The sequence below is a fragment of the Serratia sp. CY37869 genome (assembly GCF_052168895.1).
GTDB classification, from domain to species: Bacteria; Pseudomonadota; Gammaproteobacteria; order Enterobacterales; family Enterobacteriaceae; genus Serratia; species Serratia ureilytica.
Window position 1 is genome coordinate 248,968 of the sequence record NZ_JBJNLU010000004.1, and the last position, 14,796, is coordinate 263,763.

Here is a 14,796-nt window from a genome sequence, read left to right on the forward strand (position 1 = left end):
TCCTTGTGACTGCGGGTTAACAGCAGCGCATGCCGCCTTTGCCGTCGCCGCCGTAGCGCGCTTGCTGGCGCTCGCGGAAAAATTCTTTATAGGTCATCACCGGCTTGTCCGGGTGGTTGTCTTTCATATGCTGGACGTAGGTATCGTAGTCAGGCACGCCCACCAACATGCGCGCCGCCTGCCCGAGGTACTTCCCCGCCTGGCCGAGATTTCCGAACATAAGCCTTCTCCAACTCTACCCTGCATCACTACAGCGCTTGCTTAAGCCTGATATTAGGGGAATCCGGGGGATGGGGTTCCCGCAGGGATGCCCCACCTCCGGGTCGCCCCGGGTATCTCGATTGCATCGCGCCGCACGCCTGGCATCTTGCGATACGCAGGCCGTGCGGCTTTGGGTATTACTTAACGTTTATTATGCAGGGTATCCGTTAAATCACATCAATGCTGGGTCGAAACTTTGACCTCCCCCTCAGTTACGCCGTCGGCGGGCGCGGCCTGCGGCACCGGCACGTAAGGCGTTTCCTGATCGGTGCGTTTCGGGTTCTTGTGCGCCGCCATCGCGGTTTTCACCCCGTAGAAGATGATGCTGTACACCACCAGCAGGAACAGAATGCTCAGCCCGGCGTTGGTGTAGTTGTTCACCACGATGTGGTTCATGTTGGCGATCTGCTGGGCGCTCAGCTCGGCGCCGCCCTCGGCGATTTTGCGTTTGTATTCGCCGGCCAGGAAGAAGAAGCCTTCCAGCTGCGGGTTGTCGCTGAACAGCTTCAGGCCCAGCGCGTAGGTGGTGCAGATCAGCAGCCACACCGCCGGCAGCACGGTCACCCAGATGTATTGGGTGCGCTTCATCTTAATCAGCACCACGGTGCCCAGCACCAGCGCCACGGCGGCCAGCATCTGGTTGGATATGCCGAACAGCGGCCACAGGCTCTTCACGCCGCCGAGCGGATCCACCACTCCCTGATACAGCAGGTAGCCCCACAGCCCGACGCAGCCGGCGGTGCCGATGATGCCGGCCACCAGCGAGTCGGTTTTCTTCAGGAACGGCACGAAGTTGCCGAGCAGATCCTGCAGCATAAAGCGGCCGGAGCGGGTGCCGGCGTCCAGCGCGGTCAGGATGAACAGCGCCTCGAACAGAATGCCGAAGTGATACCAGAAGCCCATGTTGGCGCCCGGAATGATCTGGTGGAACACGTGGGCGATGCCCACCGCCAGCGTTGGCGCGCCGCCGGCGCGGTTCAGCACCGAAGGTTCGCCGATGTCGGTGGCGGTCTGCAGGATCTGTTCCGGGCTGATGACGAAGCCCCAGGAGCTGACCGCCGCCGCCGCATGCACGGTCACGTCCTTCAGCGAAGCCATGATCATCGGCGCGTCTTCGGTGCCCAGGCGGTGCAGATCCGGCATGGTGATGCCCAGCGCCGCCGGCGGGGTGTTCATGGCGAAGTACAGGCCCGGCTCGATGATGGAAGCCGCCACCAGCGCCATGATGGCGACGAAGGACTCCATCAGCATCGCGCCGTAGCCGATAAAGCGCGCGTCGGTCTCATTGGCCAGCAGCTTCGGCGTGGTGCCGGAGGCGATCAGCGCGTGGAAGCCGGAGACCGCACCGCAGGCGATGGTGATGAACAAGAACGGGAACAGCGTGCCTTTCCACACCGGGCCGGTGCCGTCGACGAACTGGGTCACCGCCGGCATTTTCAGCTCGGGATTGAGGATCACGATGCCGATCGCCAGCCCGACGATCACGCCGATTTTCAGGAAGGTGGCCAGGTAGTCGCGCGGCGCCAGGATCAGCCACACCGGCAGCAGAGCGGAGACGAACGCGTAGCCGATCAGCGTGAAGGTGATGGTGGTGTCTTTAAAGGTCAGCGCCGGGCCCCAGTACGGGTCGTGCGCCACCACGCCGCCGAACCAGATGGCGGCCACCAGCAGCACGATGCCGATGATTGACACTTCACCCACGCGGCCGGGGCGCAGGTAGCGCATGTAGATGCCCATAAACAGCGCGATCGGCACCGTGGAGCAGACGGTGAACACGCCCCACGGGCTTTCCGCCAGCGCTTTCACCACGATCAGCGCCAGTACCGCCAGGATGATGATCATGATCAGGAAGCAGCCGAACAGCGCGATGGTCCCTGGTATCGGCCCCATCTCTTTTTTGATGATCTCACCGAGCGAGGCGCCGTTGCGGCGCGAGGAGATGAACAGCACCATAAAGTCCTGCACCGCCCCCGCCAGCACTACGCCGCCCAGCAGCCACAGCGTGCCGGGCAGGTAGCCGACCTGCGCGGCCAGCACCGGCCCCACCAGCGGCCCGGCGCCGGCGATGGCGGCGAAGTGGTGGCCGAACAGCACGTTCTTGTTGGTCGGCACGTAGTTGAGGCCGTCGTTGTTGACCACCGCCGGGGTGGCGCGGCCGGCGTCCAGTTTCATTACCCTGGTAGCGATGTACAGGCTGTAGTAGCGGTAGGCCACCAGATACACCGCCACCGAAGCGACGACGATCCACAGCGCGCTGATGTGTTCGCCGCGGCGCAGCGCCACCACGCCGAGGCAGGCTGCGCCGAGTATCCCCAGCAGCATCCACGGAATGTGCTTTAAAATCCCCTCTCGTTTCATGAGGTATCCTTAATTCCAGTCTGCAAAATATGAATGAACTCATCCGCTTGTAAGAGATGTCAGAGTGGCGCGGTGAGCCGTAGCGTCTTTCCCGAGGTAAGGCGGGTTTAGGAACAGCTCATCATCGCCGGGGGTTAGGGGGGAAGACAGGCGTATTTCGGTCAGCGGTCAGATCCGCCGGGTGAACGGTTGGATTGGCGGGGTGAGCGGTTTGTTGCATAACCAACAGCCGCCCGTCAGCCGCTGTTGCCAATGCAGCACCCGCCCGCACCCGTCGGCTTTAAACGCCCGGTTTTTCAGCCAGATGCCTTAACGTGGCGATTGGCACGCATCCTGCTATCGGTTTTATAACCAAAACAAGGTTTTCAATATTTGGAAATCAATAATGGTTATATGCGCGCCGCATAACGGCGCCGACGGTCAGAGGGAGAGAAGCATGTCAGCAGCAAACCACTCGCAGCAGCCGATTCAGTTCGCCTACTGGGTGCCGAACGTTTCCGGCGGCCTGGTGATCAGCAATATCCCGCAGCGCACCGGTTGGGACATCGGTTATAACCGCAAGCTGGCGCAGATCGCCGAGCGCGCCGGTTTCGACTACGCGCTTACCCAGATCCGCTTCACCGCCGGTTACGGCGCGGAGAACCAGCACGAGTCGGTGTCGTTCTCACAGGCCCTGCTGGACGCCACCGAAAAGCTGAAAGTGATCGCCGCGCTGCTGCCGGGGCCGTGGAACCCCACGCTGGCGGCCAAACAGATCGCCACCATCAGCCATCTTTCCAACGCGCGCATCGCGGTGAACATTGTCAGCGGCTGGTTCCGCGGCGAGTTCAAGGCCATCGGCGAGCCGTGGCTGGATCATGAGGAGCGCTACCTGCGCTCGGAAGAGTTTATCCGCTGCCTGCGCGGCATCTGGACTGAGCCCAGCTTCACCTTCGCCGGCGATTTCTACCGTTTCCGCGACTACTCGCTGAAGCCGAAGCCGCTGGCGCCGTTGCCGGAAATTTTCCAGGGCGGCAGCTCACGCGCGGCGCGCGACATGGCGGCGCGGGTCTCGGACTGGTATTTCACCAACGGCAACAGCGTGGAGGGCATTCGCCGGCAGGTGGAGGACATCCAGAGCAAGGCGCAGGCCAATCACCATCGGGTGAAGGTGGGGGTGAACGGTTTTGTCATCGCCCGCGAGAGCGAACAGGCGGCGCAGGCGGTGCTGCAGGAGATCATCGATCACGCCAACCCGGAGGCGGTGCAGGGCTTCGGGCACGAGGTGAAAAACGCCGGGGCGGCCTCGCCCGAGGGCGAGGGCAACTGGGCCAAGTCCACCTTCGAAGATTTGGTGCAGTATAACGACGGCTTTAAAACCAACCTGATCGGCACGCCGCAGCAGATCGCCGAGCGCATCATCGCGTTGAAAGACGCCGGGGTGGATCTGCTGTTGCTGGCGTTTCTGCACTTCCAGGAAGAGGTGGAGTACTTCGGCCGCGAAGTGATCCCGCTGGTGCGCGAACTGGAGCGCCAGCGGGCGGCGGCCTGAGCGTTAACCCGTTTGCAGGGTTTGCAGCAGGTGGATAAAGGCGGCGCTGAGCGGCGGCGTGGCCGGCTCATGGCGGGTAAAGACATAAAAGCGCGCGCTGATGTCGATCCCCTGCGTCGGGATTTTCTGCAGGTGCAGCTGCGGGGCGTAGTGCGCGACGACCCGATCGCTCAGCAGCGCGATATAGCCCTGCTGCCTGACCAGGCACCAGGTCGCCAGAAAGGAGTCGGTCTCGACGATCTGGCCGTGCGGCGTGTAACGCTCGGCGATCTCGCGGATGGCGGCGTGCCCCACCGAGCAGGAGCGCGGCACCACCCATTTGGCTTCGGCCGGCGGCTGCCCGGCGGCGGTCAGGTCGCCCCCTTGATAGAGCGAGAAGCGCTCGCTCTTCAGCGCCTGCATGGCCAGATCGGCGCCGCCCGCCGCGCCGTTCAGGCTGCTGACCGCCAAATCCAGCTCGCAGTTTCTCAGCCGGGCGAGCAGGCCTTCCGGGCCGTCTTCCACCACCGTCACCCGGGTATGCGGGTAGCGGCGGTTGAAGCCTTCGAGCACCTGGGGCAGGTAGCACAGCAGCGGATCGACGCTCATCCCCACCCGCAGGCGCTTCTCGCCGCCGGCGCTCATGCCGCGCAGCTCGTCAAACGCGCTGAGCAACTGATTGGTGGCGGCGTCTATCCGCCGGTAAAACAGCTCGCCGACCGCCGTCAGGCGCACGCCGCGGTTGCTGCGCTCCAGCAACCGCGCGCCGATGGACATTTCCAGCTCTTTGAGCACCCGGCTGAGCGTCGGTTGCGAGACGGCCAGTTTTTTCGCGGCATCGTGCAAACTTCCGCAGTGAACGATGTCTTTGAACATCGTCAGATGAGCCAGTTTCGGCATGGTTTTCATGGTGGATCTCCCTGGAAGTGAACGGCATTAGCCGGAGCCGGCGATGCGGCTGTAATAGGCCTGTTTCATCATGCTGTCGTTCAGCAGTTTATTGATGGTCTGGTCGAGCACCGGCGTGGTGACGGAGGCCGGCATCAGCGTGGCGGTGATCTCCACGTCGTCGTCGCCAAAGGGTTCGATATCCAGATGCGAGATAAAGCAGTTTTCTCCTTGCAGCACCTGTTTGAATTTGGCCAGCGCTTCACGCTGTTCATGCTCGAAGGCAATGACGCAAATCTGGTAGGTGGATTCGCCGTTAACGTCATTGAAGGGCTGTTTGTTGACCATATTGACCAGCGGGCGCAGCAGGGTGTTGGCGGCGAGCACGAACAGCGTGGCGGCCAGCGCATCGCCGTACAGGCCGCAGCCGGCGCAGGCGCCGACCGCCGCGGAGCCCCAGAGCGTGGCGGCGGTGTTCAGGCCGCGGATGTTCATCCCTTCTTTCATGATGGCCCCGGCGCCGAGAAAGCCGACGCCGGAGACCACGTAGGAGATGACGCGCACCGCGCCGCCGCTGCCGTCGATGGTCATGGCCAGGTGGACGAAGATCGCCGCGCTGGTGGCCACCAGCGTATTGGTGCGCAGCCCGGCGGTGCGCTGGCGGAATTGTCTTTCGTAGCCGATGGCGGCGCCCAGGACGGACGCGGTCAGCAGCGTCAGCAGTGTATGAATGAAATGCATGATAATAACTCGATGTATTATCCGCTTATCATGAGCCACCCGTGGCGGGGTGACTCTTGATAAACAGGTAGTTAAGTTGGCGGGATCCGTCCCGCCAGGCCAGGGCGGCGCTCAGTGCGCGGCGGCGATCTGCCGGCTGAGCGTCTCGCTGATTTTGTCCGTCAGCGGCTGCATCCCCTCGCGGGTGCGCGTCTCGCGGCGCTGCGCGATGTGATAGCAGCCGTCGAGGGTGCCGGCGCCCAGCAGGAGGATGCGATCAGACATCATCACCGCTTCCTCTACGCTGTGGGTCACCAGCACGATGGAGCGGGTTTTGATCTGGCGCGTGCTCCAGATGCGCAGCAGATCGCTGCGCAGGTGTTCGCCGGTATAGACGTCCAGCGCGGAAAACGGCTCATCCAGCAACAGCAGCATCGGTTCTACCGCCAGCGCGCGCGCAAAGCCGACCCGTTGGCGCATGCCGCCGGAAAGCTCGCGCGGGTAGGCGTCGCGGTAGGGTGCGAGCCCGACCAGATCGAGCATTTTCAGCGTCTGGGTTTCGACCACCTGCGGCGGCAGATCCTGCGCCTGCAGCCCGAAGGCGATATTTTGGTAGACGTTCAGCCACGGGAAAATGGCGAAGGTCTGGAACACCATGTTGATCTGCGGATTCGGCCCCGAGACTTTTTTATCCCCCAGCATCACGGTGCCCAGATCCGGCGCGATCAGGCCGGAAAGTATGCGCAGCAGGGTGGACTTGCCCGAGCCGGACTGCCCCAAAATGCTGACGACCTCGTTATCGTAGAGGCGCAGGTTGATTTCATTCAGCACCAGGCGTTTTTCTTTACCGGTAGGCTGAACGCTTTTGCTGACGTTATTAACCGTCAGCAGCGTGGTTTTTTTTACCATCATGATGTTTCTCCACTCAATTAAAAATATGAGCATGGAAAAATGGCCGATAGTTATCGCCGCGCAGGGGTAAAATAAATGCGAGCGCAAATAAGCCTGAGCGTTATCGGACTGTTAATAAGCGTATGCTGGAAGGATTAGCCTGTCAGGCGCGCCGGAGCGGCGTGCGCGGAGGCCATGCGCTGAAGGGGTAAAGCGAAGGGATGTGGTAACTGACGCATATCCTGACACTTTCAGGATGCAATGGGATGACTATTGCTCCTGTGACCTCAGCGATTCCAACAATAAAATAAACAACCAACTGTCGCCGTCCATATCATTTCCCCGTTATTTTTCGTGTGGCCATAATACGCGTGATATTGCCTGTGATTCAATGTGGTTAGGCGGAATTATCGCGGCAAAATGTAATTTAATATGAATGCGGGAAAGTTTTTCTTTATTTATTAAACGGGGCGTCAACGAAAATCATGAGAATGAATATAGGCGCTATTTTATGGAAATATAAACCTGAATTAAACGAGAGAATAACAGGGCGGGCGCGAGACAAATAATGAACCGGCCGCAGCGCGCGCTGCGGCCGGTATCGGGTCAGAACTGATACATGATGCCGGTTTCGACAATGTCGTCGGCGCCGGCGCCGACGGCGTTCTGCCGTTGCAGCAGGTTGAGCTTGTACTCCACGTAGGTCGACATATTGGCGTTGAAGCTGTAGTTCAGCGCCAGATCCAGGTATTTGACCAGATCGGCGTCGCCGATGCCGGGCAGGTTACGGCCGCGCGTTTGCAGGTAGGCCACCGAGGGCGTGACGCCGGAATCGAAGTGATACTGCGCGACCGCCTCGACGGCGTCCGCGCGGGGGGCGAAGCCGGCGTAGCGATCGCCGTCGACATAGGTCATGTTTTCGGTGCGCGCATAGCTGGCCGCCAGGTAGAGGTTGTCCAGATCGTATTTCAGCCCCAGCGTCCAGGCCCGGGCGCGATCGCCGTCAGCCAGGCCGAAGCGCTGCTGCGCCAGAGTGCGCGCAGAGTTGGCGTAGGCGGCGCCAAAGTTTAGCCCCGCGCCGGTGTCGTAGGTGGCGGAAAAGGCGTAGCCATCGCCGTTTTGCGTCTGAATATCCTTCGCCCGCAGAGCGTCGCCCCCCCGATTCTTCCCCTGATATTGCAGGCCGAGATCCAGACCGTCCAACAGCCCGCCCAGGCTGCGGTTGTGGTAGGTCAGCAGGCCGTTGGCGCGGCCGGTCATAAAGTTGTCGGCCGCTTCGTAGCTGTCGTTGCCGAATTCGGGCAGCACGTCCGTCCAGCCGGCCACGTCATACAGCAGACCGTAGTTGCGGCCGTAGTCCAGGCTGCCCCAGCGGCCGAACGTCAGCCCGGCGAAGCCCAGCCGGGTATAGCTATTGCCCGGCCCGGCGCTTTCCGGCTGATCGAGCCCCGCCTGATATTCCCATTGACCATACCCTGTCAGCCCGTCGGCGATCTGCGTCTCGCCTTTGAAACCGAAACGGGTGTAGGAGCGATCGCCGTTATTGTCGGCATCGCTGCTGAAGTAATGCACTCCGTTCAGTTGGCCGTAGAGATCCAGTTTATTGCCGTCTTTATTGACGATTTCTGCCCCGGCGGCGGCTGCCGGTATCAGGATGACCAGCGCCATCAGTAAGCTTTTATGTTTCATTTCACGACCCTGAGTTAACGAAAATGCGGCCTTATCCGGCCGGTTGCGCCTGCGCGATTTTTTTGTACAGGCAGCTGCGGATCCGATCGGTGAGGTGCCGCAGGCTGTCCCGGTTGCGCGCCGCGCGGGGAATATTGATGCTGAATTCGTCATCGATCCGTTTGCTGGTTGCGTCCAGGATCAGCACCCGATCGGACATCAGCACCGCCTCTTCGACGTCGTGCGTTACCATCACCATGGCGCGCGTGCGCAGCCGGTTGTCTCCCCACAGCGCCAGCAGATCGCTGCGCAGTTTTTGCGCGGTAAAGATATCGAGGGCGGAGAAGGGCTCGTCCAGCAGCAAGACATCGGGCTCTACCGCCAACGCCCGGGCGAAGCCCACGCGCTGGCGCATGCCGCCCGACAGCTCGCGCGGCCAGGCGTGCTCATAGCCGCTCAGCCCCACCAGGCGCAGCAGCGCCTCCAGCCGCTCGGCGATCGTCTGCGGCGGCAGCTTTTGCGCCAGCAGGCCGAAGGCGATGTTGTCGTACACCGTCAGCCAGGGATAGAGCGCGTAGGATTGAAACACCATGCCGGCGTTGGCGCTCGGGCCGCAGACCGGTTTGCCCGCCAGGGTGAGCGTGCCGCTGTCCGGCGGGATCAGCCCGGCCAGCATGCGCAGCAGCGTGGACTTACCCGAACCGGATTGCCCCAGAATGGTGACGAACTCGCCGGCGTGCACGGTCAGCGACACGTCGCGCAGCACGGGGGTGGGGCGCTTGTTTTCGCCGATAAACGTCTTGTTCAATCGACGGGCGCTGATAATCACGTCTTGAGTCAGCATGTTGTTCCCCCTTTGATCAGTCATATTTGAATTTGGTTTCCGCGATGCGATACAGCGGTTGCCAGACGAAGATGATGCACAGCGCCACCAGCGCGCACATCGCGGCGCAGCCCAGCGCGGACTCCGGGTTCTTGCCGGCGTCGGTGACGACGGAAATGAACGCGCCCAGCCCGGTGGCGCTGAGGGTGGTGCTGCCCCACTGGATCACTTCGGCGGCGATGGCGCTGTTCCAGGCGCCGCCGGCGGCGGAGATGATGCCGGTCACGATGTAGGGGAAGATCGCCGGCAGCATGTAGTAGCGCCACCAGCGGAAACGGCGCAGGCCGAAGGTTTCGCTGACCTCGGTGATCTGCGTCGGAATGGCGGAAACGCCGGCGATCACGTTGAACAATACGTACCACTGGGTGCCCAGCATGATCATCGGAATGGCCCACCAGCCGAGATCCTGATGATAAATGGCGATGAAGGCGGCGATCAGCGGGTAGAAAATGTTGGGCGGAATGGCCGCCAGGATCTGGATGATCGGCTGGAAGATCTTCACCAGGCGCGGATTCAGGCCGATCCACACCCCCAGCGGCGTGAAGATCGCCACGCTGAGCAGCATGGCCGCGGCCACGCGCGCGGTGGTGAGCAGCATCCACTCCGGCAGCATGGCGAAGTACTGTTTGGGGAAGTATTCCCACAGCCGGTAACCGAACCAGACGCAGGCCAGCACCACGCCGAGATACCACAGGCTGCGCCACAGCCAATTGCCTTTGGCGGCGAGGCGAAACAGGCGGTGCAGGCCGAGGGCGTACCACAGCCGCGGCAGCTTGAACAGCCACAGATCAGCCAGCGCGCGCAGCGTGCGGCCGAGCGCCGCGCCGACGTGCGAAAAGGCCAGACTGTTGTAGAACCACGGATTGCCGAGCGCCCGATTGGCGGTGACGTCTTCGTATTTGAAGCGGGCGGTGTAACGCACCAGCGGGCGGAAAACCAGCTGATCGAGCAGCACGATGTTGGCGGCCAGCGCGACGATCGCATACAGGATCGCCGGCACGTTTTGCTGCGCCAGCGCTTCGGCGATATAGGAGCCGACGCCGGGCAGTTCGACCGAGCGATCGCCGACCGGAATGGCTTCGGAGGCCACCAGGGCGAACCAGGCGGCGGATTGCGACACCATGGCGTTCCACAGCAGGCCCGGCACCGAATAGATGAATTCCAGCCGCCAGAAGCGTTGCCACGGGTTGTAATTGAAGCTGCGGGCGGCTTCGTCCAGCTCCTTGGGCACGATGCGCAGCGTCTGATACAGCGTCAGCATCATGTTCCAGGCCTGGCCGGTAAACACCGCGAAGATGGCGGTGCACTCCAGCCCCATCACGCTGTGCGGGTAGAGGTTGAGAAAGTACACGGTCGTGAAGGTCAGGAACCCCACCAGCGGCACCGACTCCATAAAGTTGACGAAGGGCAAGATCACCCGGCGCAGCGGCGCATAGCGCGCGGCCAGCACGGCGAACACCACAGAAAACAGCAGCGACCAGGCCATGCCGAGGAGAAAACGCATGCTGGTTCTGAGCGAATAATAAAGCAGGTTCCAGGCATCGAGACTAATGGCAGAGACGTTTTGTTCATTGAAGTCGCCGTGCATGTCGCCCCACGCGCGAATAAAAAAGGCAATGAAGAAAACGCCGATGGCGATAACGATAAAGTCATTTAAATAAGACTTTCTGAAAACAGATGTACCCCGGTTATTTTGCATAACGCAATACCTTATTTTTCCCATAAGAAATCCGTCGGCGCTCGGGTAATAGGCCCGGCGACATCAGATAAATACCGCCACAGCGGTTGAGACAAACGTTGTTTTCGCAGCGGGGCGATGGGCGGGCAGGCAGAGCGGGAAAGGCCGTCAGAAGGGGAGCGGTTGCCGCATTCCGTGTCTTTCAGAATGCAACGTGGATGGCATTACTGAAAGGTGCCCAATAGCATTAGCGTAAAACTAAAACTTTCATCGCCCATAGGGCCCTCCTCGGTTTAAATATGGCACGGAGAGGGTAATGTGTTTTGCTAATAAAAAGCAATTGGCGGCGCGCGGTTTTTACGGTTGATATGTAACAGGATGAATATTCATTTTTTAATCGCTATATTCAGAAAATAAAATAACCTATTTTGATGGCGGTAAATGCGGTGAAAATAAATCGCGGCGAAATAAAACGGCGCGCCTGAATACCGCGCGCCGTAACATTAATAAACCTGCCTGCCGTTGATGCCGGCGGGGAAAATGCCGGTGGCGAAGAGATGCCCGTTGGCCTGGATCTGGTCGTCGGGCAGCATCTCCAGCGGAAACTCGGCCGCCAGGCAGTTGAGAAAGGCGTTGCGATCGTCGGTGGTGGTAAAGCCGATCAGATCGTAGAACAGCAGCGAAGCGATCAGCTGGCGATGTTCCGGGATGCGCCGCAGCAGCGCCGCCGACGGGAACGGCAGATGGAAAAAGAACGCGCAGTCGTTCAGCAGCCCCTGTTCCTTCAGCGCCTGGGCGCAGGGCAGCAGTTGGTAATCGTCGATGCAGACGATGTCGCCCGGGCACAGGTGTTCGCAGGCGATATCGGCGAAACGGCGATTCAGCTGCCGGTAGGCGCGGTAGTTTTCCGGCGTGAAGTGCGCCTTCTCCGGCTGGTTGTGGAACACCGGCCACAGGCCGTCGTGGTAGTAGCCCTGATAGTGGCGGCGGAACTCTTCGATCGACAGCGGGAAGGTCACCTGATCGTAACCGGCGTCTTGACGGCAGTGGATCGGGCGCTGCGCGAAATTCTGCACGTCGCCGTTCCAGCCGAGCCACAGCCCCGGTTCGGCGTCGGCCGCCAGCGTCCGGCCGGCGCAGGCCAGATCCTTACCGTCGCACTGCTTGTTGGAAATCAGCACCAAACGAGACATGGGGGTCTCCTTATCAGTGAAGGGCGCGCCAGGGCGCTTGCAGCGCGGGCAGCGTGACGCGCAGGCCGCGCAACGCCGGATGCGCCAGGCAGCAGCGCGTCAGCCAGCTTCCCAGCCCGACGCCGCGGTATTCGGCGCTGACGAACAGTTCGCTCACCGAGGCGAAGGTGGCGTAATCGGTCACCATGCGGGCGAAGCCGAGCTGGTGGCGTTTGCGATACAGGCCGAAGCACAGGCCGTGGCGCGCCAGGCGCTCCGTCGCCGCCCGATCCGGCAGGCTGAGAAAACGCTGGATCGCGTCGATATCCAACAACTGCCGATCGGTGCTGATATGAAAAACGCCTTTGCGCCAGCAGAGCAGCGGCTGTGCGGGCGCCCGTTGCGGTTGCATATTCATGATTATCCTTAGGTTAACGAATCAGTGGGCGGTTACAGCATCCAGCCGAGTTCGGCGGCGGTGACCTGTTCCTCGAAGCGGCGCAGTTCGGCGCTTTTGCAGGTGTGCCACAGGGTGCAGAACGCCGGGCCGAGCAGTTCGCGCAGCGGATCGCTGTGGCGGAACAGCGCCAGCGCCTCCTGCTGGCCGAGCGGCAAGGGCGCGGCGTTGTCGCTCTCGCAGCCGTTGGCGGCGGGCGGCAGCGGCAGCGGGTGTTCCAGCCCGTGCAGCAGGCCGCCGAGCATCACCGCCAGCGCCAGATAGGGGTTGGCATCGGCGCCGGCCAGGCGGTATTCGATGCGCTGGTTGGCGCTGTCGGCGCAGGGCAGGCGCAGCGCCACCGTGCGATTGTTGTGGCCCCAGGAGGCGCGCAGCGGCACGTGCATGCCGGGGCGGAAGCGGCGAAACGCGTTGATGTTGGGCGCCAGGATCGCCATCGACGCCGGCATCAGCGCCAGCATGCCCGCCATCGCCTGCTGCATGTTGTCGCTCAGTTCGCCCGGCGCGCCGGTCAGCAGGTTCTCGCCGTGCTCGTTCTGCAGGCTGATGTGAAAATGCAGCCCGCTGCCGGCGGCATGGGCGCAGGGCTTGGCCATAAAGCAGGCGTGCTGGTGATGTTGCTCGGCAATCTGCCGCGTCAGGCGCTTCAGCGCCATGATCTGGTCGCAGGCTTCCAGCACGCGCCGGCTGTGATGCAGGTTCAGCTCGTACTGGCCGGAAGCGGCTTCGGCCACCACGCCGGTCAGCGGCAGGCTTTGCAGCCGCGCGTGCCGTTCGATGTCGCTCAGCAGCGCATGGTGGCGCTCGGGCGCATCCACCGCGAAGCTCTGCGTCGGGCAGGCTTCCGCCTCGGCGGGGCGCTGCGGATCCTGCAGGTAGAACTCCAGTTCGGCCGCCACCACCGGGAAGCAGTTGCGCTCGTGCAGGCGCTTCAGCACCCGTTGCAGCACCACACGCGGCTCCAGCTCGCAGGCGTCGCCGTCGGCGTTTTGCATCGTCAGCAGCAGCTGGGCGTGGCGTTCGGGATCGCGCGCGCAGGGGCGCAGCGTGCCGGGCACCGGCAGGCACAGCCGATCCGGCTCGCCCGCCCGTTGCCCCAGCCCGCTTTCTTCAATCACCCGGCCGTGCAGATCCAGGGCGTAGATCGACAGCGGGAAGTAGCAGCCTTTTTCCAGGCCAAAGGCTTCGGCGATCGGCAGGCGCTTGCCGCGCAACTGGCCGTTCAGATCGTGCAGATAAATATCCAGCTGTTCGGTATCCGGATAGCGCTGCAGGTAGTGTTCCAGCTCTTTGCGGAAGGTGCGCGTCGGCGATGCGGGCAGCTCTGCCAGCAGAGGATTGAACCCGATGATATTAGAATGCATGGCGCGCTCCAGAACGAAGACCGGTCACGGCCAGAGGCAGGGATAAACGCATGAGACAACTCTCTTGTGAGGCCATAGCGGCGATGTGAAAAGGGTATCTGCGGCGACAAAAACTGTCTGTAAAAACGCCGTAACGTTAACGGGGCGCGGAATAAAAATGCCGTAAAGAGCGCGGCGGGTTGGCCGGGGCGGCACGGTCTATACTGGCGAGACGGGCCGTAGAAGGAGAGATAACGATGAAGAGAATAGGGTTGCTTATCGCCGCGCTGGCCGCGTTCCACGCCACCGCGTCTTCCCCACAGGCGTGGGCCGAGAGCGAACGGGCGATGCGCGCCGCCTGCCTGAAAGCCAGCGGGCTAAAAAACGCCAGGGTGGAAGGGGAGATTATTCACTACGGTGATGACGTCGGCTATTCGGCGCTGTTTATCGGTGGGCGCTACCCACAGCCGTTTATGAAAAACCAGCCGGGCAGGGAGCTGTGCTTATATCAGCGCGCCACGCAGAAGGTGGCGGTGCAGGCGGTGGAAGGGAGCAAGGCGTCTGCTCAACCTTGATGCTTGATGAGGTAAATAAAAATACAGCCCACGGTGGTAATAATGGCCTCTACGAGCAAAAGTATAAAATCCATCGTCAGCCACTTCTGTAGCTCAGGAGAGGCGGTTTTTTGCACGAAATCGTAGGTTTTCGCATCGAGCCAAACTTGATCCCTTATTTTTATTTTTTTCCTTTTCAGGATCCAAAGAAACCACTGTGCTTTCAATGAGGTTCCAAGCATGCCGAGGCTATCGGCAAAGGCGACGTAGGGCGGAATAAAATGTCCGCTACCGGCGTAACGCTGATAGAACGCGTCAAACTCTTTTTTATGGCGCCGGTAGCCAATGAACTGAATGAAAGCGCTTAAAACCAGCAGCGTTAAGCATAATATGACAAGGGGTTTCATTGAGTA

14 protein-coding genes are annotated in these 14,796 nt (G+C 61.5%); 2 read left to right on the plus strand and 12 right to left on the minus strand.

Annotated elements, in window-relative coordinates; translation table 11 throughout:
• Window positions 1–16 precede the first annotated feature (16 nt).
• On the minus strand, window positions 17–220 hold the full coding sequence (locus tag ACJ8J1_RS19875) for a YbdD/YjiX family protein (RefSeq protein ID WP_004953088.1): 204 nt from the start codon (window positions 218–220) through the stop codon (window positions 17–19).
• A gap of 218 nt (window positions 221–438) precedes the next feature.
• Window positions 439–2,619: a carbon starvation CstA family protein gene (locus ACJ8J1_RS19880; protein WP_033631682.1), complete on the minus strand. Its 2,181-nt coding sequence runs from the start codon at window positions 2,617–2,619 to the stop codon at window positions 439–441.
• 436 nt (window positions 2,620–3,055) lie between these two features.
• Here ACJ8J1_RS19880 and sfnG point away from each other — a divergent pair, with 436 nt between their 5' ends.
• On the plus strand, window positions 3,056–4,150 hold the full coding sequence (gene sfnG, locus ACJ8J1_RS19885) for a dimethylsulfone monooxygenase SfnG (RefSeq protein ID WP_025305137.1): 1,095 nt from the start codon (window positions 3,056–3,058) through the stop codon (window positions 4,148–4,150).
• A 3-nt stretch (window positions 4,151–4,153) separates the two neighbouring features.
• Here the strand turns inward: sfnG and ACJ8J1_RS19890 are convergent, their stop codons facing one another.
• The 9 genes from ACJ8J1_RS19890 to ACJ8J1_RS19930 all read right to left on the minus strand — a co-directional run bounded on the left by ACJ8J1_RS19890 (window position 4,154) and on the right by ACJ8J1_RS19930 (window position 13,850).
• On the minus strand, window positions 4,154–5,038 hold the full coding sequence (locus ACJ8J1_RS19890; RefSeq protein WP_033641720.1) for a LysR family transcriptional regulator: 885 nt from the start codon (window positions 5,036–5,038) through the stop codon (window positions 4,154–4,156).
• A 27-nt stretch (window positions 5,039–5,065) separates the two neighbouring features.
• Entirely contained in the window at window positions 5,066–5,758 is a 693-nt protein-coding gene (locus ACJ8J1_RS19895) for an MgtC/SapB family protein (RefSeq protein ID WP_019453282.1), read from the minus strand.
• 111 nt (window positions 5,759–5,869) lie between these two features.
• A complete protein-coding gene (locus ACJ8J1_RS19900; protein WP_033641721.1) occupies window positions 5,870–6,649 on the minus strand; it encodes an ABC transporter ATP-binding protein in 780 nt (259 codons plus the stop codon).
• Window positions 6,650–7,234: 585 nt separating this feature from the next.
• A complete protein-coding gene (locus tag ACJ8J1_RS19905; protein WP_033641722.1) occupies window positions 7,235–8,317 on the minus strand; it encodes a porin in 1,083 nt (360 codons plus the stop codon).
• Between the two features lie 31 nt (window positions 8,318–8,348).
• Window positions 8,349–9,140 carry an ABC transporter ATP-binding protein gene (locus tag ACJ8J1_RS19910; protein ID WP_033641723.1) on the minus strand — a complete coding sequence of 264 codons (792 nt, stop codon included), beginning with the start codon at window positions 9,138–9,140 and terminating at the stop codon, window positions 8,349–8,351.
• Between the two features lie 16 nt (window positions 9,141–9,156).
• Entirely contained in the window at window positions 9,157–10,878 is a 1,722-nt protein-coding gene (locus ACJ8J1_RS19915) for an ABC transporter permease (protein WP_033641724.1), read from the minus strand.
• A gap of 482 nt (window positions 10,879–11,360) precedes the next feature.
• Complete coding sequence (locus tag ACJ8J1_RS19920) at window positions 11,361–12,050, minus strand: trehalose-6-phosphate synthase (protein ID WP_033641725.1); 690 nt, start codon at window positions 12,048–12,050, stop codon at window positions 11,361–11,363.
• Window positions 12,051–12,063: 13 nt separating this feature from the next.
• Window positions 12,064–12,447: a GNAT family N-acetyltransferase gene (locus ACJ8J1_RS19925; protein WP_033641726.1), complete on the minus strand. Its 384-nt coding sequence runs from the start codon at window positions 12,445–12,447 to the stop codon at window positions 12,064–12,066.
• A 32-nt stretch (window positions 12,448–12,479) separates the two neighbouring features.
• Window positions 12,480–13,850, minus strand: a complete 1,371-nt coding sequence (locus ACJ8J1_RS19930) for a glutamine synthetase family protein (protein WP_033641727.1) — start codon at window positions 13,848–13,850, stop codon at window positions 12,480–12,482.
• 236 nt (window positions 13,851–14,086) lie between these two features.
• Between ACJ8J1_RS19930 and ACJ8J1_RS19935 the strand changes: the two genes are divergently transcribed.
• Window positions 14,087–14,404 carry a hypothetical protein gene (locus tag ACJ8J1_RS19935; RefSeq protein WP_033641728.1) on the plus strand — a complete coding sequence of 106 codons (318 nt, stop codon included), beginning with the start codon at window positions 14,087–14,089 and terminating at the stop codon, window positions 14,402–14,404.
• Here the strand turns inward: ACJ8J1_RS19935 and ACJ8J1_RS19940 are convergent.
• The gene (locus tag ACJ8J1_RS19940; RefSeq protein ID WP_033641729.1) at window positions 14,395–14,790 is read right to left on the minus strand and encodes a hypothetical protein; all 396 of its coding nucleotides are present in this window, start codon (window positions 14,788–14,790) and stop codon (window positions 14,395–14,397) included. The genes ACJ8J1_RS19935 and ACJ8J1_RS19940 overlap by 10 nt on opposite strands.
• Between the last annotated feature and the right edge of the window lie 6 nt (window positions 14,791–14,796).